The sequence below is a fragment of the Microcoleus sp. C2D2 genome, assembly GCF_036702495.1.
Taxonomy (GTDB): domain Bacteria; phylum Cyanobacteriota; class Cyanobacteriia; order Cyanobacteriales; family Microcoleaceae; genus Microcoleus.
Genome location: NZ_JAUBTO010000055.1, coordinates 1 through 19,886, shown reverse-complemented (window position 1 = coordinate 19,886; position 19,886 = coordinate 1). Strand labels below are relative to the sequence as shown.

The 19,886-nt window shown below is 45.4% G+C and carries 22 protein-coding genes; 15 read left to right on the top strand and 7 right to left on the bottom strand.

From position 1 onward, the window contains the following. The first annotated feature begins 103 nt into the window (after positions 1–103). Positions 104–535, top strand: a complete 432-nt coding sequence (locus QUB61_RS18500; RefSeq protein ID WP_333127065.1) for a hypothetical protein — start codon at positions 104–106, stop codon at positions 533–535. A 565-nt stretch (positions 536–1,100) separates the two neighbouring features. Here the strand turns inward: QUB61_RS18500 and QUB61_RS18495 are convergent. Further along, the gene (locus QUB61_RS18495) at positions 1,101–1,373 is read right to left on the bottom strand and encodes a hypothetical protein (protein ID WP_333127067.1); all 273 of its coding nucleotides are present in this window, start codon (positions 1,371–1,373) and stop codon (positions 1,101–1,103) included. Between the two features lie 252 nt (positions 1,374–1,625). Here QUB61_RS18495 and QUB61_RS18490 point away from each other — a divergent pair, with 252 nt between their 5' ends. The 3 genes from QUB61_RS18490 to QUB61_RS18480 all read left to right on the top strand — a co-directional run bounded on the left by QUB61_RS18490 (position 1,626) and on the right by QUB61_RS18480 (position 3,989). Beyond that, the gene (locus QUB61_RS18490) at positions 1,626–2,156 is read left to right on the top strand and encodes an NUDIX hydrolase (RefSeq protein WP_333127069.1); all 531 of its coding nucleotides are present in this window, start codon (positions 1,626–1,628) and stop codon (positions 2,154–2,156) included. A gap of 221 nt (positions 2,157–2,377) precedes the next feature. Beyond that, positions 2,378–3,139, top strand: a complete 762-nt coding sequence (locus QUB61_RS18485) for an ATP-binding cassette domain-containing protein (RefSeq protein ID WP_333127071.1) — start codon at positions 2,378–2,380, stop codon at positions 3,137–3,139. A 199-nt stretch (positions 3,140–3,338) separates the two neighbouring features. Further along, on the top strand, positions 3,339–3,989 hold the full coding sequence (locus tag QUB61_RS18480) for an ABC transporter permease (protein ID WP_333127074.1): 651 nt from the start codon (positions 3,339–3,341) through the stop codon (positions 3,987–3,989). 523 nt (positions 3,990–4,512) lie between these two features. Here the strand turns inward: QUB61_RS18480 and QUB61_RS18475 are convergent. Beyond that, on the bottom strand, positions 4,513–5,124 hold the full coding sequence (locus tag QUB61_RS18475; RefSeq protein WP_333127076.1) for a DUF1802 family protein: 612 nt from the start codon (positions 5,122–5,124) through the stop codon (positions 4,513–4,515). 126 nt (positions 5,125–5,250) lie between these two features. On the opposite strand from QUB61_RS18475, the gene QUB61_RS18470 reads away from it, so the two are divergent. The 9 genes from QUB61_RS18470 (at position 5,251) to QUB61_RS18430 (ending at position 12,839) form a co-directional block, all read left to right on the top strand. Beyond that, a complete protein-coding gene (locus QUB61_RS18470) occupies positions 5,251–6,210 on the top strand; it encodes an aldo/keto reductase (protein WP_333127078.1) in 960 nt (319 codons plus the stop codon). 341 nt (positions 6,211–6,551) lie between these two features. After that, a complete protein-coding gene (locus QUB61_RS18465) occupies positions 6,552–8,423 on the top strand; it encodes a serine/threonine-protein kinase (protein WP_333127080.1) in 1,872 nt (623 codons plus the stop codon). Positions 8,424–8,448: 25 nt separating this feature from the next. Beyond that, positions 8,449–9,015, top strand: a complete 567-nt coding sequence (locus QUB61_RS18460) for a GNAT family N-acetyltransferase (RefSeq protein ID WP_333127082.1) — start codon at positions 8,449–8,451, stop codon at positions 9,013–9,015. A gap of 25 nt (positions 9,016–9,040) precedes the next feature. Beyond that, positions 9,041–10,285: an RNA polymerase sigma factor gene (locus QUB61_RS18455; protein WP_333127085.1), complete on the top strand. Its 1,245-nt coding sequence runs from the start codon at positions 9,041–9,043 to the stop codon at positions 10,283–10,285. Between the two features lie 89 nt (positions 10,286–10,374). Further along, positions 10,375–10,734: a YciI family protein gene (locus QUB61_RS18450; RefSeq protein ID WP_333127087.1), complete on the top strand. Its 360-nt coding sequence runs from the start codon at positions 10,375–10,377 to the stop codon at positions 10,732–10,734. Between the two features lie 175 nt (positions 10,735–10,909). Further along, positions 10,910–11,362, top strand: coding sequence for a nuclear transport factor 2 family protein (locus QUB61_RS18445; protein ID WP_333127088.1), 453 nt, complete (start codon positions 10,910–10,912; stop codon positions 11,360–11,362). 37 nt (positions 11,363–11,399) lie between these two features. Beyond that, complete coding sequence (locus tag QUB61_RS18440) at positions 11,400–11,831, top strand: YciI family protein (RefSeq protein ID WP_333127091.1); 432 nt, start codon at positions 11,400–11,402, stop codon at positions 11,829–11,831. A gap of 88 nt (positions 11,832–11,919) precedes the next feature. Continuing rightward, on the top strand, positions 11,920–12,333 hold the full coding sequence (locus tag QUB61_RS18435; protein ID WP_333127093.1) for a VOC family protein: 414 nt from the start codon (positions 11,920–11,922) through the stop codon (positions 12,331–12,333). A 98-nt stretch (positions 12,334–12,431) separates the two neighbouring features. Beyond that, positions 12,432–12,839, top strand: coding sequence for a VOC family protein (locus QUB61_RS18430; RefSeq protein WP_333127095.1), 408 nt, complete (start codon positions 12,432–12,434; stop codon positions 12,837–12,839). Between the two features lie 328 nt (positions 12,840–13,167). Here the strand turns inward: QUB61_RS18430 and QUB61_RS18425 are convergent, their stop codons facing one another. Then, positions 13,168–13,674, bottom strand: coding sequence for a hypothetical protein (locus QUB61_RS18425; protein ID WP_333127097.1), 507 nt, complete (start codon positions 13,672–13,674; stop codon positions 13,168–13,170). 369 nt (positions 13,675–14,043) lie between these two features. On the opposite strand from QUB61_RS18425, the gene QUB61_RS18420 reads away from it, so the two are divergent. Beyond that, the gene (locus tag QUB61_RS18420) at positions 14,044–14,382 is read left to right on the top strand and encodes a hypothetical protein (protein WP_333127098.1); all 339 of its coding nucleotides are present in this window, start codon (positions 14,044–14,046) and stop codon (positions 14,380–14,382) included. Between the two features lie 76 nt (positions 14,383–14,458). Then, the gene (locus QUB61_RS18415) at positions 14,459–15,256 is read left to right on the top strand and encodes a hypothetical protein (protein ID WP_333127100.1); all 798 of its coding nucleotides are present in this window, start codon (positions 14,459–14,461) and stop codon (positions 15,254–15,256) included. A gap of 115 nt (positions 15,257–15,371) precedes the next feature. On the opposite strand, the gene QUB61_RS18410 is transcribed toward QUB61_RS18415, so the two are convergent. The 4 genes from QUB61_RS18410 to QUB61_RS18395 form a co-directional block, all read right to left on the bottom strand. Continuing rightward, a complete protein-coding gene (locus QUB61_RS18410) occupies positions 15,372–15,974 on the bottom strand; it encodes a hypothetical protein (protein WP_333127102.1) in 603 nt (200 codons plus the stop codon). 152 nt (positions 15,975–16,126) lie between these two features. Next, entirely contained in the window at positions 16,127–17,062 is a 936-nt protein-coding gene (locus QUB61_RS18405) for a branched-chain amino acid ABC transporter permease (protein ID WP_333127104.1), read from the bottom strand. A 187-nt stretch (positions 17,063–17,249) separates the two neighbouring features. After that, positions 17,250–18,200, bottom strand: coding sequence for a branched-chain amino acid ABC transporter permease (locus tag QUB61_RS18400; RefSeq protein WP_333127118.1), 951 nt, complete (start codon positions 18,198–18,200; stop codon positions 17,250–17,252). Positions 18,201–18,361: 161 nt separating this feature from the next. Further along, the gene (locus QUB61_RS18395) at positions 18,362–19,618 is read right to left on the bottom strand and encodes an ABC transporter substrate-binding protein (protein WP_333127106.1); all 1,257 of its coding nucleotides are present in this window, start codon (positions 19,616–19,618) and stop codon (positions 18,362–18,364) included. Between the last annotated feature and the right edge of the window lie 268 nt (positions 19,619–19,886).

The window sequence follows — 19,886 nt, the reverse complement described above, 5'->3', positions numbered from 1 at the left end:
CTCAAAAGCTCAATATCATCAGGCGCTTTCTCAATAAAAGCTAGTGTCTTTTGATCCTACCTAAATTAGTGCTAATCGTCATAAAGCTGAGGAGATGAATCGGATGAAATCGAAATTATTTTGGAGTGTCTGCACCGTTTTGGTAGCAAGCTTGCCTATTCCGGCCTTCGCTCAAACAAGCCCTCCAACCAGCCCTCAAGCAGGTATTGACTACAAAGGCGGCTCGATGAAATACCAAACGCTACCGGGCAGAATACAGGACAGAGCCTTGCCCAAAGCCTTTGATTTTCCAATTATTACCAATGTTGCTACTGATACTAGCATCACCACGGATTACCTAATTACCGAGCAGTTTCGCGCCCCAGCGGGTCGTACAGAATACACCGGAGCTCTCACCTCCTGGGCAGCATCAATCAGAGAATGTCTGGCAAAACAGCCCCGCTTGATTCGAGCCAGCACCAAGAACCCGATTCAGATTAATGGTACAGTAGGCACGATTGTTAGAAACGCAAATAACCGTGCAGTTTGCAGATAAGCCAGCAATATCACGGCGGCTAAATTGACCGTAATTGCTGTAGGGGCGGGTTCACTAATATCTCCGATGCCAGCATCGATACAGTAAACCCCTCACCGCGACGATATTGTGGTCAATCGACCCCACTCGATCTAACTTCCGGTGTCTGAATAAAAAAACTAGAGAGTGTTTTTGAACAAAAAGAGCAATAGAAAACCTATTGCTCTTTTTGTTACCGAAATTTCAATCAATAGACCTCTTGCAAAAGTCCTTTTTATAAATTTATTGGACGGGCAAGATGCCCATCCCACAAGAAAAAATAACTTTTGTGGGATGGGCATCTTGCCCGTCCAAGTTATTTTTGCAAGAGGTCTAATATCTATTAGAACTTGTATGATGTCCGCGGGAACGACCTCATATAAGAGGTTTGTAGTGAGGAATGCAAGTCCTTATCTAACTTTGAGGACTTGCATTCCTCACTGCAAACGACATAATTACGCAGAAACCAGCTTTTTTCCCAAATATCCCGTGGAACGCGAGGGATATGGATTTTAACACGCGGTTTATGAAAGTTTGTCTGCGTAATTCAGGATTTAGTAGCGCAAAATTCATCTTTACTCAGTAAAATTTCGCCATAATCAGGAATCCAAGCTAGCCACTTTTCATCCGAACATTCACACAGCAGCCACGCTTCCTCAAAGCTGAATGCGGTTGGCGGATTGAACAATTTAACCCAAATAGAAGGAACCAATTTGGGTGCAGGATAGGCGCAGCCAAAGTTTTCCCAGTCGCGGACAGTGGCGAAGCTTCCGGGGATTGGTTGGGATTGCCAAGTACGAATATCTGTTTGCAGCTTCATAAAAACTCCTTTTGGGCTAAGAGTCTGCACCGGGGCGGGGCTGCCATAAGGCAGGGCGAAGGCGCAGATAAACTTTGATTATGTAGTGTATGCTACCGAATTTCCCAGGCGAATGTGTAAGGTTGTAGCAAAAATTTACAATCGAGAGGAGAAAACGGGTTCAAAGCTGAAAAGGTCGATCGGCTATTGTTGCGTTCGGTAACCATCGCCTCCTATAGCAAAAAACATCTGATTTATTTCAAAAAGTCCCACATGAACCAAACTGCAAAATTCCAGTGGAAAACTCTAGATCGGTTTGTAGAAATCCAATCTCATTGGGTAAAACTAATCGCCGAACATCTCGAAACAACCGAAGGGCAAATATTAGAATATTGGCGAGTAGAAAGAGCAGATTCAGTTGTAATCTTGACAATTAAAGCTAAAAAATTTCTGTTTCCCACACCGATGTATCGTCCCGGCGTAGCATCCGCCACCCTCGATTTTCCCGGCGGTCGCGTACCAGACCAAGTCACGCCAGCAGCGGCAGTTCTAGCTATAATCAAGAGGGAACTAGGCGTGACAGAAAGTGCGATCGCCCGCATCCAACCGATTAACACCGTCGGCTGGGCAATAAACAGTTCCTTCTCGAATCAAAAACTCTACGGTTTTGTTGCAGAATTGCACCCGACAGCAACAGTAAACCCCGAACTTATCGGTGCTGAATATGCTGTCACCCCAGACGGAATTCGCGACTTGCTCAAAAAATTAACTTGCCTGCACTGCAATGTCGAGCTTTACTGCTAGAATGGCAAAATCAAGTAGATTTTAGATTTTAGATTTTAGATTTTAGATGGGGAATTGTCCCCCGATGCTCGCTGATTTGAATTTTAGGACTTACGCTCATAAACCCGGTTTCTATGACAAATATTGGGTTATGCAGCAAATTATCTAAAAAAAAATCGGGTTTCTAGCCCCTTGCGTGTAAGTCCTAAAGTTCCTGAAAACCAACATCACCGAAACTAATAATGCCTCTCAATAATGAATTTGCTGTCGAATGCCTTGAGGTTACATATCGCATGAACCGCAGGCATTTAGTAGACAAACTCAATTTCAAAGTGCTGCAAGGAGAAGTTTTAGTATTGCTGGGACGAAGTGGGAGTGGCAAAACTACTACCATGAAATTGATTAACAATTTACTAACGCCAAGCAGCGGCGAAGTTCTTGTCATGGGAAAACCCACAACTCAGTGGAAGCCAATTCAACTGCGCCGAAAAATTGGCTATGTGATTCAAGAAATCGGTTTATTTCCCCATTTTACCGTCGAGCAAAACGTCGGTTTAGTGCCGAAATTGGAAGGCTGGGAGGGCGATCGCATTCAATCTCGCGTCCGCCAACTGTTAGAATTAGTCAACCTCGATCCCCAGCACTTCGCCAAACGCTATCCCCATCAGTTATCCGGGGGACAGCGGCAGCGGGTAGGCGTCGCTAGAGCACTGGCGGCTGACCCTCCGGTGCTGTTAATGGACGAACCGTTTGGTGCTTTAGACCCCATTACTCGTCTGGAATTGCAGCGGGAATTCGGTCAATTGCAGCAGCAACTGGGCAAAACTGTGATTTTTGTGACTCACGGCATTCAAGAAGCTTTTTTGTTAGCTTCTAGAATTGGTTTGATGCAAGACGGACGGTTGGTTGAATTGGGATCGCCCGATGATTTTCTAAAATCTCAGCATCCAGAAGCTCGCGCATTTCTTGAATGTTTGCAAGTAGCTAGATTTGAAGGATTTTAGCAAAAGTTTGATACTATTGTTTTAGTAACTAAGCTGATAATCAAACGATGCACAGTCTTTACCTCTCAAAACATTTCCTCAAAACGGCCTTTACAGCTTAGAGGCAATTCTGGACTCTCGCTTCTATCCTGGTGAACCAAGTCCTGAAATGCAAAATGATTTATAAGATTGACAGCAATCACGAATAACCAATTACCCGATGATAAATTTTATCAACCGCTATGGCGCTGAGATAATTCAGCGCGCGACGGAGCACTTATATTTAGTAACTGTTGCAATTTTTATCGCTATTAGTGTGGGGATTCCCCTCGGAATTTTAGTCACTAGAAAACCAAAATTGAAAAAGCCCATTTTGGGATTTGCTAATATTATGCAAACAATTCCCAGTTTAGCTTTGTTTGGCTTGCTAATCCCGGTGCCGGTAGTGGGTGGAATAGGCGATAACACGGCAATTATCGCCCTCACTCTGTATTCTTTACTGCCTATTATCCGCAATACTTATACCGGTATTGTCGGCGTCGATCCGGCGATTACGCAAGCCGGAATAGGCATGGGAATGACGGATCTGCAACTGTTATGGCAAGTGGAAATTCCCCTGGCCTTGGGCGTGATTCTGGCGGGCGTGCGAGTGGCCACAGTAATTGCGATCGGACTGGCAACTATTGCGGCTGCAATTGGTGCCGGCGGCTTGGGGGTATTTATTTTTCGGGGCGTTGCTACAGTCAACAATCAGTTACTTTTGGCTGGGGCAATTCCGGCAGCTTTGATGGCATTAGCTGCGGATTTTGGGCTGGGTTTCGTAGAAGCGCGCCTCTCGAAAAGTACATTAAAAACTCTTAATGATGACTAAATTCCTCACTACAAAATTGGCGGATAAAATTTTAATCTGACTGATAGCAAACCTTTTTCTGAAGATCGATCGCGATTTCACACCAGCCATTCTGTAGCGTCTGGATGCTTCATTTTAGGTGACTTACGCCAGCTGACCGATCAAACCCGGTTTCTTCCTATAGCAATCCTTGCAGGAGTCGTAAATTTTTTACCCCACCCCAGCCCTCCCCTTATTAAGGGGAGGGAGTAAGAAATTCACAAATGATTTAGGATCGCTATATATTTATCGTTCCTCGTTGCAAATTTTCGTAAAAACCGGGAATAAGCGCTTATGCGTAAGCCCTGAAACTGTCCGAAGTGTTGATACATTCTATCTATTTTCAACAAGTTATATCAACTCCGCTAGTATCGGAATTGTAAAATCGAATCTACAGTCAATACTCAACTATCATTCAGTTTTTCGACTGACAGTTAACAGTCAACAGTCAACAGTCAACTATAATTCCGGTGCAACCGGAATTGATATTAGATGCGCGGAAAATTCAACCCTTCAGCGTTGTGACTTTCTGCAAACCAGAACCATTGGGAGGATTCGCGATCAGATTGCGGATTTCATTCGATCGTGCAATGTACTCTCCATCACTCAAAACAGCTTGGCTTCCCTCCAGCGAAATAGGATCTGCCAAATCGATCCAAGAACGGCAACCGCCGTATTCAGGAATGTACGGAATTTCTCTGGTTTCTCCCAGGCGATAAGCCCGCAGCAATAAAATATAAATTGGCTGATTTTGTTTCCATTTCAGGCGATCGCTGACAAATTTTTCATTCCAAATATGGTAAGGAAACAGCGCGGTAATTGCTGGTTCCCAAGCTACCAAAAAAACATCGGTAATCTCAGCCCAACTGCCAATTCTAATAATTTCCGGATGCCAACCAGATTCTACAGTTTTTACCTGACTCGCAAAATCCGGTTTTAATAAATCAGGCTGTTGGTGTTCAAAAGTGGGATACAGCAAAACCTGTTTGTCATTGACATTGAACTGTCCTGCTTGTTCGCGAATTCCTCCCTTCCGCAACAGCACAATCGTTTGGCCTTGTTCCAAAGCATTAACTGCTACATTCCATTCTTTCAGTGCGCGAGTAGTTGATTTCATAGGAGTTTAGTCTTGTTTTAACAATAGTAACAAAATCGGTAGTCTCAAGCAAGTACAGCAACTTTCTTCTGTTAAAATTAGATGGCTTGAGGCTGAATACTAAAAATTTCAATGAGGACTTAGGTTATGGAAAAGCGACAATTGGGGACATCAGAAATTCAGATTACCCCGATAATTATGGGGACTTGGCAAGCTGGGAAGCGGATGTGGGTGGGAATTGAGGATGCTGAAACTGTCAAAGCAATGCGCGCCGCTTTTGAGGCAGGTATTACCACCTTTGATACGGCTGAGGTCTATGGAGAAGGGCATTCGGAACAAATTATCGGTCAAGCACTTTCAGATGTGCGATCGCAAGTAGTTTATGCTAGCAAAGTTTTCGCCAACCACTTGAAACCCGATTTGTTAATCGAAGCCTGCGATCGATCGCTAAAAAACCTCAACACCGATTATATCGACCTTTACCAAATCCACTGGCCCGCCGGCAGTTGGAATTCCGAGTTAGTGCCAATTGCAGAAACAATGGACGCCCTGAACAAGTTAAAAGAACAGGGAAAAATTCGGGCGATCGGCGTTTCCAACTTCTCCCGGGTTCAAATAGAAGAAGCGGCCCAATACGGACGCATCGACAGCTTGCAACCGCCCTATTCTCTGTTTTGGCGCTGGGTAGAAAAAGATGCTATGTCCTATTGTGTGGACAATCATATCTCAATTCTTGCCTATTCATCTCTAGCTCAAGGAATATTGACAGGTAAATTCGGGCCAGAACACAAGTTTGAAGAAGGCGACCACCGCGCCAAAAATAAGCTGTTCATCAAAGAAAATTACGCCCGAGTGCAAACAGCATTAAATCAACTCAGACCAATTGCCGATCGCCACCAGACAAGCTTAGGAAATTTAGCTTTAGCTTGGTTGATTTCCCAGCCACAAACAAATGCAATTGTCGGGGCGCGCGACGGCGAACAAGCAGCCGAAAATGCTAAAGCTGCTGAGGTAAAATTGAGTGAAGAGGAATTAAAAGAAATTGACGCGATCGGGCGCACCGTCACCGATCATTTAGACGATAACCCCGTTATGTGGAATTTTTAAAAGAGTTAATTCAGGAGTAGCAAAACCTCTATATGTAGGGTGCGCTATTAGCGCGCACCTTACCCCTATAAGTAGCGCGTAAAACCTCTCTGATAATAAGTCCTATAAATTTTATGGAGTCGGGCAAGAGGTATATAGCACTCCTAAATGAGTGGTAAATTTTTTACCCCACCCCAACCCTCCCCGCGAGTTCGGGGAGGGAGTAAGAAATTCACAAATGATTTAGGATTGCTATAATATTTACGGTCTAGTGCAAATATTCAAAAACATAAAATCTAAAATCCGTACTCCCAAATCCCAAATCCCAAATCTAAAATCTAAAATCTAAAATCTAAAATCGAATGAGTTACTGCCTAAACCCCAACTGTTCCAAGCCACAAAACCCTCCCGCAGCCAAAATTTGCAGGAATTGCCGTTCAAAACTGCTGCTGCGCGATCGCTACCGGGCTATAAAGGCGATCGGACAAGGCGGTTTTGGTAGAACATTCCTCGCCGTTGACGAAGATAAACCCTCAAAACCTCGCTGCGTCATCAAACAATTTTTACCCCCAGAAATCCAACTCATCCCATCAGCAAGCAATCGCAACAGCAAAAAAGCAGCCGAACTTTTTGAACAAGAAGCAATGCGATTAGACGAATTGGGCAAACACCCTCAAATTCCCGAACTATTAGCCTATTCCATCCAAGATAGCAGACAATATGTAGTCCAAGAATTTATCGACGGGCAAAATTTAGCACAAATTGTAGAAACAGAAGGCACATTTACAGAAAATCAAATTCAAGACTTACTCAATAGCTTATTACCCGTCCTTCACTTCATCCATTCCCACAACGTTATTCACCGAGACATCAAACCCGGAAACATCATCCGCCGCGCCGACAAACAATTAGTTTTAGTAGACTTTGGCGCCGCAAAAATTGCCACAGGTACAGCATTACTCAAAACAGGAACCAGCATCGGCAGCCCCGAATACATCGCCCCCGAACAAGCTAGAGGCAAAGCATTTTTTACCAGCGATTTGTACAGTTTAGGCGTAACTTGTTTGTATTTGCTAACTCAAGTTTCCCCTTTTGACCTGTTCGATCCTGGTGAAGATGCCTGGATATGGCGGCAGTATTTGGCCAACAACCAGGTGAGTGAACAACTCGGTAAAATTTTAGACAAAATGATTGAAAATGCTACCAACCGCCGCTATCAAACGGCTGTTGAAGTATTAAAAGAAATTAATCCCCAAGTTGCGATCGATCTAGCAATTCCTCAAACAAATTCCAAGTTAGTTAAACCAGGAAAAACTCCCGCCCAGCCCCAACAGCAAACCTATAACTGGCAATGTCTTCACACCCTCACAGGTCACAAGAACTTAATTTACTCTGTGGCTTTCAGCCCCAACGGAGAAGTTGTAGCCAGCGGCAGCGATGACAAAACAATCAAGCTGTGGGGAGTTGAAGACGGGCAAGAAATTGTCACCCTCCCAGGACACGCTAACTCGGTTTATACAGTAGCCTTCAGCCCGGATGGACAGATGCTAGCCAGCAGCAGCCACGACAAAACTGTCAAACTTTGGCGGATGAAAGATGGACAAGAAATCCGCACCCTGATCGGTCACAGTAACTCAGTTTACGGCGCAGCTTTCAGTCCCGATGGCGAAATTATTGCTAGCAGCAGTTGGGACCAAACAATCAAGATTTGGCGAGTCAAAGACGGGCAAGAAATTCGCACCCTTGCGGGTCACACCAATTTAGTTTATTTTGTTGCTTTTAGCCCTGATGGAGAAACTCTTGCTAGCAGCAGTTGGGACAGAACAGTCAAAATTTGGCGAGTTAAAGATGGGAAGGTACTTCGCACAATTACAGGTCATACAGACTCGGTTCGCTGCATAGCTTTTAGTCCAAATGGAGAGTTTTTGGCTAGCGGCAGCCATGACAATACTATTAAGATTTGGTGGGTCAAAGATTGGCAAGAAGTTTTAACTATCACAGGACATTCTTGGTATGTTGATTCTATTGCTTTTAGTCCCGATGGCGAGATTCTGGCTAGCAGCAGCAATCAAACTATCAAGATTTGGCGAGTGAAAGACGGTCAAGAAATCTGTAATATTGCAGGTCATAATAACTCTGTTTATTCCGTTAATTTTAGCCAGGAAGGAGGGTTTTTGGCTAGCGGCAGCAGTGACAAAACTATTAAGATTTGGCAGAATATGATGTTTGTTTAATTGCCCATAATTAAAGTTGTAAGTTATGATAAAGATTGTAACCAAAAGATTTCTGCTGCGTGACTTTGTAGATTCCGACCGATCGCCATTCTTGGAGTATCAAGCCGATCCGCGCAACCAGACATTTTACGAACCCGATCGGTCTAGTCCCGACCGTGCCGCACGTCTATTCGAGATGTTTCAGGCATGGGCTGGCGATCGCCCTCGACTCAATTACCAACTGGCGATCGTACAACGACACGAACCTTACGCGCTTGTCGGTTGCTGTGGACTGCGGGGAAAATTGTCTGAAACTGGCGAGATGGACTTTGGTCTTGAACTGGCGCCAGCCTATTGGGGGCGATATGCCTACGCGATCGAGGTGGGGCGTGCGCTGCTCGACTTTGGGTTCACGGAACTCGATCTGAAGGCGATCTGCGGGTCTACCGTGAGTGCAAATACCCGGATTGCTCGGTTGGCCCAGTGGATAGGAGCAGAGGTGGTTGCTACCCGCCCAGGGTCATCATGGATGTCCGATCGCGGTTGGAGCGAGGTCGATTGGCGGATTGCACGGGCGCAATGGGAGCACCGTACTCTGCGGCACGGCCGATAATATATTTTTGTTTTGTGAAGGGTTTATGAATGAGACAGCAGCCAATCAAATCCGTCAGCAGGTGGAAGCTGTGTACCGGTCCGAGTCGCGCCGCGTTTTAGCCACCCTGATCCGCTTGCTCGGCGACTTCGATCGCGCCCAAGAGGCGATGCACGAAGCCTTCGCTGTGGCCCTAGCGCAATGGCCCCGTGACGGCATTCCCGCTAACCCGCGATCGTGGCTTGTTTCAGTGGGTCGCTTTAAAGCGATCGACACCATCCGCCGTCGCGCCCGCTTTGATACGCACTTGGCAGAACTCGCTCAACAACTCGATCCGAGTGACACCACAATCGAGGATGACGAGGACGTTGAGGACGATCGCCTGCGCTTGATTTTCACTTGCTGTCACCCGGCCCTGTCGCCAGAAGCTCAGGTGGCGTTGACGCTGCGGGAAGTCTGCGGACTCAGTACCGAGGAAATTGCCAGCGCCTTCCTGATTGCTCCCCCCACGTTGGCGCAGCGGATCGTGCGGGCCAAGGCGAAGATCCGCGACGCACGGATTCCTTATCAAGTGCCGTCGAAAACCGATTTGCCCGATCGATTGGACACCGTGCTTCAAACGATCTACCTGGTGTTTAACGAAGGGTACGCGGCCTCATCTGGCAGATCGCTGACGCGGGCCGATCTCGCTGACGAAGCGATCCGTTTGGGACGGCTGGTAATAGAACTGTTGCCAGACTCCGAGGTGATTGGACTCCTGGCGCTGATGCTGCTGCAAGAATCGCGGCGCACCGCACGCACTTCCTCCACAGGCGACCTCATCCTTCTAGAAGACCAAGATCGATCGCTCTGGAATCAAGCACAAATTTCTGAAGGCAGGTTACTGGTGCAGCAATCGCTATCATCAGGACGGTTTGGTTCGTACACGCTTCAGGCTGCGATCTCAGCGGTGCATTCCGAGGCCCAGAGTGCTGCTGCAACGGACTGGGCGCAGATTGTGGGCTTATACGACCTGCTCGTGCAATTAGAGCCGTCGCCGGTTGTTGCCTTAAATCGAGCGGTGGCAGTGGCAATGCGCGATGGCCCCTTAGCGGGACTGCAATCGATCGACCAAATATTAGCGCGTGGCGATTTGGCAGACTACCATCTGGCACACTCCGCGCGAGCCGATTTGTGTCGGCGGCTGGGCAGAACCGCTGATGCCAGAGAATCCTACCAAAAGGCGCTGGCGATCGTGAAACAGGAACCAGAGCGTCGTTTTCTCGAAAAACGCCTTCGCGAGTTAGGCTGAAAAAAATTTTTGCTTTGCTGTCGATTTGCAGCCTCGCCGCACGACTACTAAATGAAGGCGACTATCTCAGATCGAATTTTGGAGTAACGATGAAATACATATTGCTGATTTACAGCGACGAAAATGCCTGGACTGAAAGCGAGCTGCAGCAATGCTACGCAAAGTCTTTGCAGCTAACCCAAGAACTGCAAGCGAACGGTCAATATTTGGGTGCTTCGCCGCTACACTCGATCGCCACAGCAACCAGTATTCGAGTGCGTGACGGCAAAAAACTTGTCACCGATGGGCCGTTTGCGGAGACGCGCGAACAACTCGGCGGCTACTTTCTGATCGATGCCAAGGATCTTGACGAAGCGATCGCGATCGCAGCACGCATACCAAGCGCCAGTAAAGGTACGGTTGAAATTCGCCCGATCGTGGAACTGTCGGGCTTGCCATCAGACCAGTAGTTGCCGTCAATACCGCTCAACGCAAACTTTCACATCCGCACGGACAAACTTTTCCAGAAAAAATGTTCAACTTGTCGATCGCGCGCACCTCTATTCGACTAGATGGTAGAGCAAGGGTTAGCAGTTTTCAATCTGCGCCCGGAAAACCAATCGACATCAAGAAGGAGAAACCACGATGACTGTGACAACTGAAACCACCAAAACACAAGACGAAGCCCTGATTCGACAAATCATCGCAGATACGGCCAGTGCCATCTGCGCCAAAGACCTCGATCGCATCATGGCGCACTACGCCCAAGATGTGATTATTTTCGATGCAATACCGCCGTTCCAAACCAAAGGTGCAGATGAATTTCGACGGACGTGGGAGGCGTGCCTGCCTTGCTTCCCAGACTCCTTCGGGATTGAGATGCGAGACCTCAGCCTCACCGTTAGCGGTGATGTAGCGATCGCGCACTGGCTTTTTCACTTCACAGGGATGCCAAAAGATCACCCAGCGGCGCAGATGTGGATGCGAATCACCTCTGCGTGCCAGCGGAAGCAGGGCAGATGGCAGATTGTGCACGAGCATTGCTCTGTCCCCTTCGATCCAGAAACGTCTAAAGCCGTTTTCTCGATCGCACCTTAGCCCAGCTCAACAACCATAAACAAAAGGAGATTTCACGATGAAAGTCATAGTTCTAGTCAAAGCTACCCAAGACTCAGAGGCAGGCGTCATGCCCAGCGAACAGCTTCTGACGGAAATGGGGCAGTACAACGAAGCATTGGTCAAGGCGGGAATTATGCTCGCTGGCGAAGGGCTACATCCCAGCTCAAAAGGAGCGCGGGTGACGTTTTCAGGCACAAATCGGAGCGTGATTGACGGGCCGTTCACAGAGACAAAAGAACTGATTGCCGGATACTGGATCTGGCAAGTGCAGTCGATGGAGGAAGCCATCGCCTGGGTCAAACGCTGCCCCAACCCGATGCCAGGAGAATCCGAGATCGAAATTCGCCCGATCTTTGCAGCAGAGGACTTCGGCGAATGCTTGACGCCCGAACTCAGGGAACAGGAAGAACGCATTCGGGCGGGGGCAGAACAACTCAAGCGTTCTTGAGGGCATAAATACTGCCTAACTTTTCGTCCGGCAGCCACATCATTTCCCGTGAATAGATTGCTCGATCGACTATTAACCAAAGGAGTACATGATGCAATCGAATATTTATCTCTTTTTTGACGGTGAATGCAAAGCTGCATTTAAATTCTACGAACAGTGTTTAGGTGGCAAAATCGACGGGATGATGACCTATGGGGATGCGCCCATGTCTGAGGAAATTCCCTCCGAACAGCGCGATCGAATCATGCACGCCAACTTAACTGTTGGTGGAATGGTATTGATGGGTTCTGACACTCCACCCGATGGCTTTAAAAAACCACAGGGATTCTCTGTGAATCTTCAATTTGACGATCGGGTCGAAGCGGAGCGGATCTTTCAAAAATTGGCAGAAAACGGAACGGTAAAGATGCCATTCCAAGAGACCTTCTGGTCTACCCGTTTTGGAATGCTTGTCGATCGATTTGGCACACCGTGGATGATTAATGTCCAGCCAGCTACCTAACTCTTTCAAGTTTGCTCACAGGTCTTACCCTTCAATTCAAACATTAGCGAAAAATCGTTAATGTTTCACCTTGCGATCGAAGTTAAAAAGGAGAAAACATGGCTACTAAAATTTTCGTGAATTTACCCGTCAAAAATCTCGATCGGTCTGTCGAATTTTTTACTAAACTTGGATTCAGTTTTAACGCCCAATTTACTGACGAAACGGCCACTTGTATGGTTGTGAGCGAAGACATCTTCGTCATGCTCTTGACAGAAGCCAAGTTCAAGGAATTTACACCCAACCCAATTTGCGATGCCACCAAGAGTACAGAAGTGCTGGTGTGCTTGTCTTCCCAGAGCAGAGAAGAAGTGGATAAAATGATTCGCAACGCAGTTGCTGCTGGCGGAACGACCTACAATGAACCGCAAGACTACGGATTTATGTATAGTCATGGCTTTCAGGATTTAGATGGCCATATTTGGGAAACTATGTTCATGGAACCCAGCGCAGTAAATCAAGGTTAAGCATTTTCTATCTGCTTCCTGAAAACAATACAAAGCTCTTCTCAATGGGTCCAAGTTAGTGATTGCATTGAGAAGAGCGATCGAATATCCAAAAATCCAAAAAGGGTGCATCTCAGTTTGGCAAATCCCTGAAAAAATGGCTCAAATGAAAAATCTAGTAAAATTGTAAAAAAAGGATGATATCAAGAAAATGACACACTCAGATAAACAGCAGCTAAAAGCATACTTAAAAGGGGTAGCAGAAATTCCTTACAGAAATACAGATGCGGTTAGCGTACAACAATTGAGCTGATGAACCCTTACTACACTTTTAATAAACTCATTTTTTTCAATCCATCTGCTTCACGACCTCCAAGGCTAACCCTAACACCTCTGCAATTTGCTCATCCTTTAATCCCCACTGTCGTAATTTACCAACCATTTCAATTTTAACTTGATTAGTGCCATCCAGGTAGTCAGGAGTCGCAGGCTGACTTTTATCTGGAGTAGGAGTGGGTAGTTCTGAGCAACCATTGATATAGTTAATGGTGTTGCTATTACCCTCAATATTATTACTATTATTTAAAGCAATCTTTATAGTTGATTGCCGTTTTAGGACCGATTTAAGATTACGTTTATCCACTGGTTCGCCGAAAACATCAGATAACATATGCAAAAGCTCGTAACCTACATCCTTAGCATGACCCGCCGTACAACCATAAGTATTTGCAATATCAGAATACTTTTGTCGCTTCAGTATTCCCTCGATAATTCCGCGCTGCAAGTCATTTAGACGTTTGCCTGTCTTCGCGCAGACTACTTCATCTACAAATTTCAAAATGTCGGCAGCTTCCATCAGTAGGATTGTCAGAGAACTATAGTTAGTATAGCCGACTTCATCCGTCTTTATCCGTCTTTATCCGCCTTACATCCCAATTTTAGAAATACCCGTCTTTTTCCGTCTTTTTTCTCTTTTCAGTTTTGAGCGATCGGTCTATGATACGGAAAAGGATAAAACGCAGCTTTGCTAGAAGAAGCTGCTGTGGATCGAATCCGACTCATCAGGAGTTAGCGATAGATATTTACTGTACTATTTGGCGAGTTGCGATCCCACTTCTAAATTATCTTAGTTGAGTTTCTGTAATGTAACTCATTTTTTTCGCCTACAGAGCGATCGAGTTTGGGTTATTCAATTTTTATTTAGGTTACAAAGGAGAAGCTGACAATGGCTGGTTTTGAAATTGTCTCTGAAGTGTCTACTAGAGAAACTGATTTCGATGGCACCAGGCATGATGCTTGGTCTGATTGGACTTCCAACACTGCTCCTGCTGACCACGTAATTAAGCAAAATGAGGTAAAGGTGGAATGGCTTTCCGACAACGGATCGGAAAATACGCACGAGATAATTTATGAAAATTTTGTCGAACTCATATCAGGAACAGGGATTAAGTTTCCACAAACAATCAAGATTCGGACGTATGCACGGAGTCCAAAGGGAATAGGTTGGGTCGGTCGAGGTTGGTCAAAGGTCAAAGTTACAGGGGAATATGTGAAGTATAAATGAATTGCAATTGCTAGTTAGCAGCAGGGTGGGTAATCCTCACTTTATTTGTTTGTAAGGCGTTAAACAAGGAGGAAATATGGCGGCTATCCTTCAGCGGGGTTCATTTGGCGATCTTTCTGTAACTTTTAAAGAAGATGCAATAGCACACATGGCTAATGCAGGCTCTCTCCGTCGGCTAAATAACGTAAGGCTTGTTCGGCAAGCAAACCGTAGTATTCAACCTCCTACTCTGGTGATCCCGGAATCAATCAATGAACAACGGGGACTTGCTTTAAAATCAATTACCTTGAAGAAGGATTTTGAAGGGTTTATTGAAAAACTATTTACTAAAAGAGTCGGCGAGCTGTTTGAAAACGATATTTATTTCGTTGCTTGGGTATGGGATTTGAGTGGTGAACCTCCTGTTTTATATCCTTCACCTGATTCAAAGGGAAATTTCGATCCTCAAAAATGTATTTTTTCTGTAAAAGTTTCAGAAGAAAGAACTTTTGGAGGAGTAGGAATTAACTTGCTAGGTTCAAGAAAAATTGTTGGAGGGATCAATGTGCGAATGCAGATTTGGGAAAGTGACAGACAGACATCCGATTTTGGCAAAACAATGACTGAGGTTGCCAACACCGTGAAAAATAGTCAATTGAGTAATCTCTTAAATCTTATTTCTTTAGCGACCGGAGGTGTAACAATAGCTACTACAAATTTAATTGCCCAAGGCTCGGCAGATTTGGCAACTGCTGTTAGTTATATCCTTCAAGCCAAAAGCGATGATTATGTTGACTTTTTTGAAGGATATTATCCCATTAGTTACGACTGGAAACCAGGTCAAGAACTGACAGAAGAAGGTTTTGCCTGTAAATTAGTTTTTACAATGTTGTGATCGGAGGTTTATTTCTACTTCAGAGTAGGTTTGTATAACTCTTGCTAGTTCGTTGTGAATCAATTCACAGTTTTAGGTCAGACTCCAAGGTAAATCACACCAGTTCCGATCGCCCTTAAGGTGTTAGAAGAGCATTCAATAGACCAAGAAGTTCATCGATCGGAGTAAGATAGCGGTCTTTGAGATCTATAGCAATTTCCAGATTGGGTGTCAGTGACAAAAATCGCCAAACTTGGCCTGTAGTAACCGATCCGTAAACCGTTTTATCACCAATTTTAGGGTCGCGTCGGTTGACTAAAAAAGCCGCATACATAGTAGCAATACATTGTGCTAAACCCTCATTAATATTTTCATTTTTAGCTTCAATTACCGTAACAATAGGAGCCTTAATTGCCAGCTTGTCAGAGTTAGCAGTGAGTAAAAAATCAACAAATCCATTCAAACCCAAACTGGGATCGGCTGTAAAGTTTTTACCAGAAAATAAGGAAACATGAGGGTTAAAGGTGACAATTTCGCTTAAAATGGGAGCAATTAAATATTCAGAGCGAGCTTTTTCGGTGTTGATGGCAATAGCAAGCGGTGCAAATCGCTTTAAGGCTTCAGTCAAGAATGCGCTGGGAGCGATTGGCTCAAAATCAACCAATTTCTCAACAGTTATAATCTGACTAATTCCCAAAGGAATCAATTTCTCAAATGAAGTGAAATCGCTGTAAGACATAGCATTAAAAATTTCAAACTCAAACTGTTTCTTCTATTTTAAGTCATAAAGTTGGCGATCGCCCTTTATCTTTTTTCACCGATCGGGCGATCGCACTTTTGGTCTAGACGTTAAACAGGTGACTGGTAGCCATCATAAGCAAAAATCAAATTTTAAACAGAAGTACGATCGCCCTTTTTAAACCTCTTCAACAACTCCGGCGTCACCAAACCTTGCGGAAAAAATATCGTCCCCAACACAATCAGCAATCCAAAAATAATTAAACGTCCATCCCGCAGAAATTGCGCCAACCAAACCGGCAATCCCTGAATAGTCGCCATTCCCCTCAAAACCTCCGGTAAAGCAGTAAACACCATCCCACCCAAAACTGCTCCCAAAAAAGTTCGGCTACCACCAATCAACACAGAAGTCAAGTAAATAATACTAGCATCAAAAGTACCTTGACGGGCGTTCCAAGTATTCAGAAAATGGGCACTAACTGCACCCACAACCCCAGCTAAAACAGCACCTAACGTGAAAGCCAAAACCTTATAAAAAGTTGGGTTAATGCCGATCGCATCAGCCGCCAACTCATCAGCGCGGATCGCAGCAAAAGCGCGCCCCACCCGAATCCGTTCCAGCCGGTAGACAATCGCCATACTTACCAACAGTAAAGGTAGTACAATCCACAAATATTCGATCGGCGTCGCAAACGGTTGCGGAATCCCAAAAATGCCCACAGCCCCGCCAGTGATATCTAAATTTAGCGATAAAACCCGCAAAATTTCCACAAAAGCAATAGTTGCGATTGCCAAATAAATCCCGCTTAACCGCAGCGCCGGAATTCCCACCAAAATCCCCAGCAACCCCGAAACAATCCCTGCAATTATCATCTCTAATAACAGCAATGGCAGAGGAAACAAACCTTCTGTCTGTTGAAACACCGTTGTAGACAAAATCGCCGCAATATACCCACCCAAAGCATAAAAACCAGGGCTAGCCAGAGATAACTGTCCAGTCATTAAAGGCAAATACAGCGACATTCCCAACATTGCACCCAGCAACATCGAGACAATCAGAAACCCATAAGTAGTAAAAAATGCAGTCATAACTTTCTTTATTTCTTAGTCCGCCTCTGCTGGGACGAGAGTTTGACAATAAGCGATTTCAATATCCGAAACCTCTTACACCTTTTGACTCAAACGCTTCTATTTCTCAGTCCCCCTCTCCTGGGACGAAAGTTTGACTTTTAAGCGATTTGATTTCAATCACCGAATTATCAACCGGGCAACGAACTTACACCTTCTGAATTAAACGCCGTCCAAACAAACCCTGCGGTCTAACCAATAGCATCATAAACAATATGCCAAAAGCAACAGCATCCTTATAAGCCGAAAAATCACCAGGCACAAAAGCCTCCACCAAACCAATTATAAACCCACCCAAAACAGCCCCAGGAATACTCCCCAACCCACCCAGCACAATCACCGCCAAACCCTTCAAACCAAAAGCAATCCCAAAATACGGCCCAGCAATACTAACACTAGAACCCACCAAACTCCCCGCCAAACCAGCCAGAAAACTGCTCACAAAAAACGTCAAAACAATATATCTGTCAGTATCAATACCCAACAGACTAGAAGTAGTAGCATCTTCAGCCACCGCCTGCATTGCTTTGCCAAATTTAGTAAAATTTATTAAGTAAGTTAGAAGACTAACAATCGCAATAGCTACGCCAAAAATCACTATTTGAACAGTGCGAATAGGAATCTGTTTATCCGCCGTACCAAAGTTAATAGCTGCAGGCAAATTCCCGTAACTATTAGTAGGAAAAGTGTAAATCTCTGCACCGACAAGATACTGAATGATATTGGCGATCGCCACCGCCGCCCCCAAACTAGAAACCACCGTCAGCAGAGGATCTGAGTGTCTGCGGCGCAAAGGCAAAAAAGCAACTCTTTCAACAATTACTCCCACCAAACCAGCCAGCGTACTGCCCAAAATTAGTGCCACAGCAAAAGGAAACTGTACGGGAATTCTCGCATTAGCCAACAACCCGTTAAAACCAAAAGCACCGCCCATCAGCGCATAAGTGAAATAAGCACCCAAAGTAAACACTGCACCGTGAGCAAAATTAATAATTCCGAGAATAGAAAACACTAGGGTGTATCCCAGGGCAAAAATAGCATACACGCTGCCGATCGACAAACCATTCAAAAATTGTTGCAGAAACAGAGTTAAGTCCATCACCAGTTAAGAATTGAGCCTCACACCGAAATCATTCAACAACAAAAAACATACAATTTTTACTCTGACTTCTGACTTCCCCCCTTGGGGGCAGGGGGGTGGCTTCAGAGTCACACTCAATAACTCATCCGTGTATCCGTGTCAAAATCCGTGTTCTGACTTCATTTCAAAAACTCAAATTTACCGTTATTTCCATCAGCATCCATTTTTATCTTTGCCACATAAAACTCTTTCTGATTGATTTCACCTTCCGGCGTAAAAGAAATTTCCCCCAGAGGCGTATCGTATTTTCCACTCAACAACTGCTGATTCAAATCTGTACGCAATTCTGCCAAAGGCTTTTGGCTAACCTTCGACTTAGCATTAATTTCTTTTAATGACTCAACAAAAACTTGTACGCCAGTAAAAGCTTGAGCGCTAAACTGAGGCGGTTCCTTCTTAAATTGAGCGCGATAAGCATCACGAAAAGCCTTATTAATCTCATTCTGATATTCCGGGCTGTATGCTTGGGCAATTAAAACCCCCTCGCAAAGAGCCTTGCAAACCGAAAATACATTGGAAGTATTCAGACCGTTGCCCCCAATGATAACGCCTTTGTAGCCCAACTCCCGCAACTGCTTAATTAAATTGCCTCCATCTGCGGCCAACCCAGAAATAATTATCAAATCGGGCTTGACATTTATCCCATTAGTGGCTTGAGATTGGAAATCTGTATCAGTAGTCAAGAATTTTTGAACCGTTGCCAATTCCAGTCCCATATCTTTAACCGTTGTCTGAAAAGTTTCAGTCTCAGATTTGCTAAAAGCATCATTCTGAGCAAAAAACACGGCTACTTTCTTAATATTGGGATTTTGCTTCAGGGCAGCCTTAACCGCATTAGGTGCTACCACGGCGACAGGCGCCGAGACTCTGGCCACATAATCGCCAATCTGGGGAATGCCTTTAGCGGTGTTGGATGGTGCGAGTACGGGAATTTTTGCGCGATCGGCGATCGGATCGGCACTAAAAGCCTGCTGCGAGAGAGTAGGGCCCACAATACCCACCACCTTATCCTGATTGATCAGAGTATTGAAGGCATTGATCGCCCCTTGTTCATCTCCACCCGTATCTTGGAACACCAGTTTAATCGGCGTCCCATCCACACCGCCCTTATCGTTGAAATACTTCTCAGCAATTTTCGCCCCAGCCACCTGTTCCTGACCGAGCAAAGCCACATTGCTAGTTTGCGCCACCCCAACCCCAACGGGAATAGCGGTAGAGTTCCCCCCAGCCGAACCCTGTGGCGAAGTTGCCGGAGATGGCGAAGTACCTGGAGATACTGTAGTCGATGTCTGGGGAGTGTTCGTCTGAGTGCAAGCCATCAGCAGTGAAGCGCAGGTAACGAACAAGGCACTAGGGCGAGGAGCAGGTTTTTTCATGAGCGGGCGATCGAACACATATATAGATCATATCCACTATATAGACCATCTCTATATAGAACATCTATATGTGCAAATATTCTACCGATTGGCGCCAGAGACCCCGGCCAAAAACCCTATTGGGGGGTCAAGAAGCAGCCCCTTGCCCTAAAGAGGAATCAGCCAGCGGAGGCCCAAGCAGTGCTGACAGGCCGAAACCCTTACAGTGTATGGCTTCAAAAAAAACTTTAAAATATTTTCGCAAAACGCTTGACAACTCTGGGGAGAG

Bases quoted from the DNA above. Each gene is read 5' to 3' on its own strand.
- QUB61_RS18425 (WP_333127097.1), bottom strand. From the start codon at position 13,674: ATGGAAGCTGCCGACATTTTGAAATTTGTAGATGAAGTAGTCTGCGCG.
- QUB61_RS18455 (WP_333127085.1), top strand. From the start codon at position 9,041: ATGAATGAGACAGCAGCCAATCAAATCCGTCAGCAGGTGGAAGCTGTG.
- QUB61_RS18450 (WP_333127087.1), top strand. From the start codon at position 10,375: ATGAAATACATATTGCTGATTTACAGCGACGAAAATGCCTGGACTGAA.
- QUB61_RS18445 (WP_333127088.1), top strand. From the start codon at position 10,910: ATGACTGTGACAACTGAAACCACCAAAACACAAGACGAAGCCCTGATT.
- QUB61_RS18495 (WP_333127067.1), bottom strand. From the start codon at position 1,373: ATGAAGCTGCAAACAGATATTCGTACTTGGCAATCCCAACCAATCCCC.
- QUB61_RS18435 (WP_333127093.1), top strand. From the start codon at position 11,920: ATGATGCAATCGAATATTTATCTCTTTTTTGACGGTGAATGCAAAGCT.
- QUB61_RS18480 (WP_333127074.1), top strand. From the start codon at position 3,339: ATGATAAATTTTATCAACCGCTATGGCGCTGAGATAATTCAGCGCGCG.
- QUB61_RS18395 (WP_333127106.1), bottom strand. From the start codon at position 19,618: ATGAAAAAACCTGCTCCTCGCCCTAGTGCCTTGTTCGTTACCTGCGCT.
- QUB61_RS18440 (WP_333127091.1), top strand. From the start codon at position 11,400: ATGAAAGTCATAGTTCTAGTCAAAGCTACCCAAGACTCAGAGGCAGGC.
- QUB61_RS18415 (WP_333127100.1), top strand. From the start codon at position 14,459: ATGGCGGCTATCCTTCAGCGGGGTTCATTTGGCGATCTTTCTGTAACT.
- QUB61_RS18475 (WP_333127076.1), bottom strand. From the start codon at position 5,124: ATGAAATCAACTACTCGCGCACTGAAAGAATGGAATGTAGCAGTTAAT.
- QUB61_RS18420 (WP_333127098.1), top strand. From the start codon at position 14,044: ATGGCTGGTTTTGAAATTGTCTCTGAAGTGTCTACTAGAGAAACTGAT.
- QUB61_RS18500 (WP_333127065.1), top strand. From the start codon at position 104: ATGAAATCGAAATTATTTTGGAGTGTCTGCACCGTTTTGGTAGCAAGC.
- QUB61_RS18460 (WP_333127082.1), top strand. From the start codon at position 8,449: ATGATAAAGATTGTAACCAAAAGATTTCTGCTGCGTGACTTTGTAGAT.
- QUB61_RS18490 (WP_333127069.1), top strand. From the start codon at position 1,626: ATGAACCAAACTGCAAAATTCCAGTGGAAAACTCTAGATCGGTTTGTA.
- QUB61_RS18410 (WP_333127102.1), bottom strand. From the start codon at position 15,974: ATGTCTTACAGCGATTTCACTTCATTTGAGAAATTGATTCCTTTGGGA.
- QUB61_RS18465 (WP_333127080.1), top strand. From the start codon at position 6,552: ATGAGTTACTGCCTAAACCCCAACTGTTCCAAGCCACAAAACCCTCCC.
- QUB61_RS18405 (WP_333127104.1), bottom strand. From the start codon at position 17,062: ATGACTGCATTTTTTACTACTTATGGGTTTCTGATTGTCTCGATGTTG.
- QUB61_RS18485 (WP_333127071.1), top strand. From the start codon at position 2,378: ATGCCTCTCAATAATGAATTTGCTGTCGAATGCCTTGAGGTTACATAT.
- QUB61_RS18470 (WP_333127078.1), top strand. From the start codon at position 5,251: ATGGAAAAGCGACAATTGGGGACATCAGAAATTCAGATTACCCCGATA.
- QUB61_RS18430 (WP_333127095.1), top strand. From the start codon at position 12,432: ATGGCTACTAAAATTTTCGTGAATTTACCCGTCAAAAATCTCGATCGG.
- QUB61_RS18400 (WP_333127118.1), bottom strand. From the start codon at position 18,200: ATGGACTTAACTCTGTTTCTGCAACAATTTTTGAATGGTTTGTCGATC.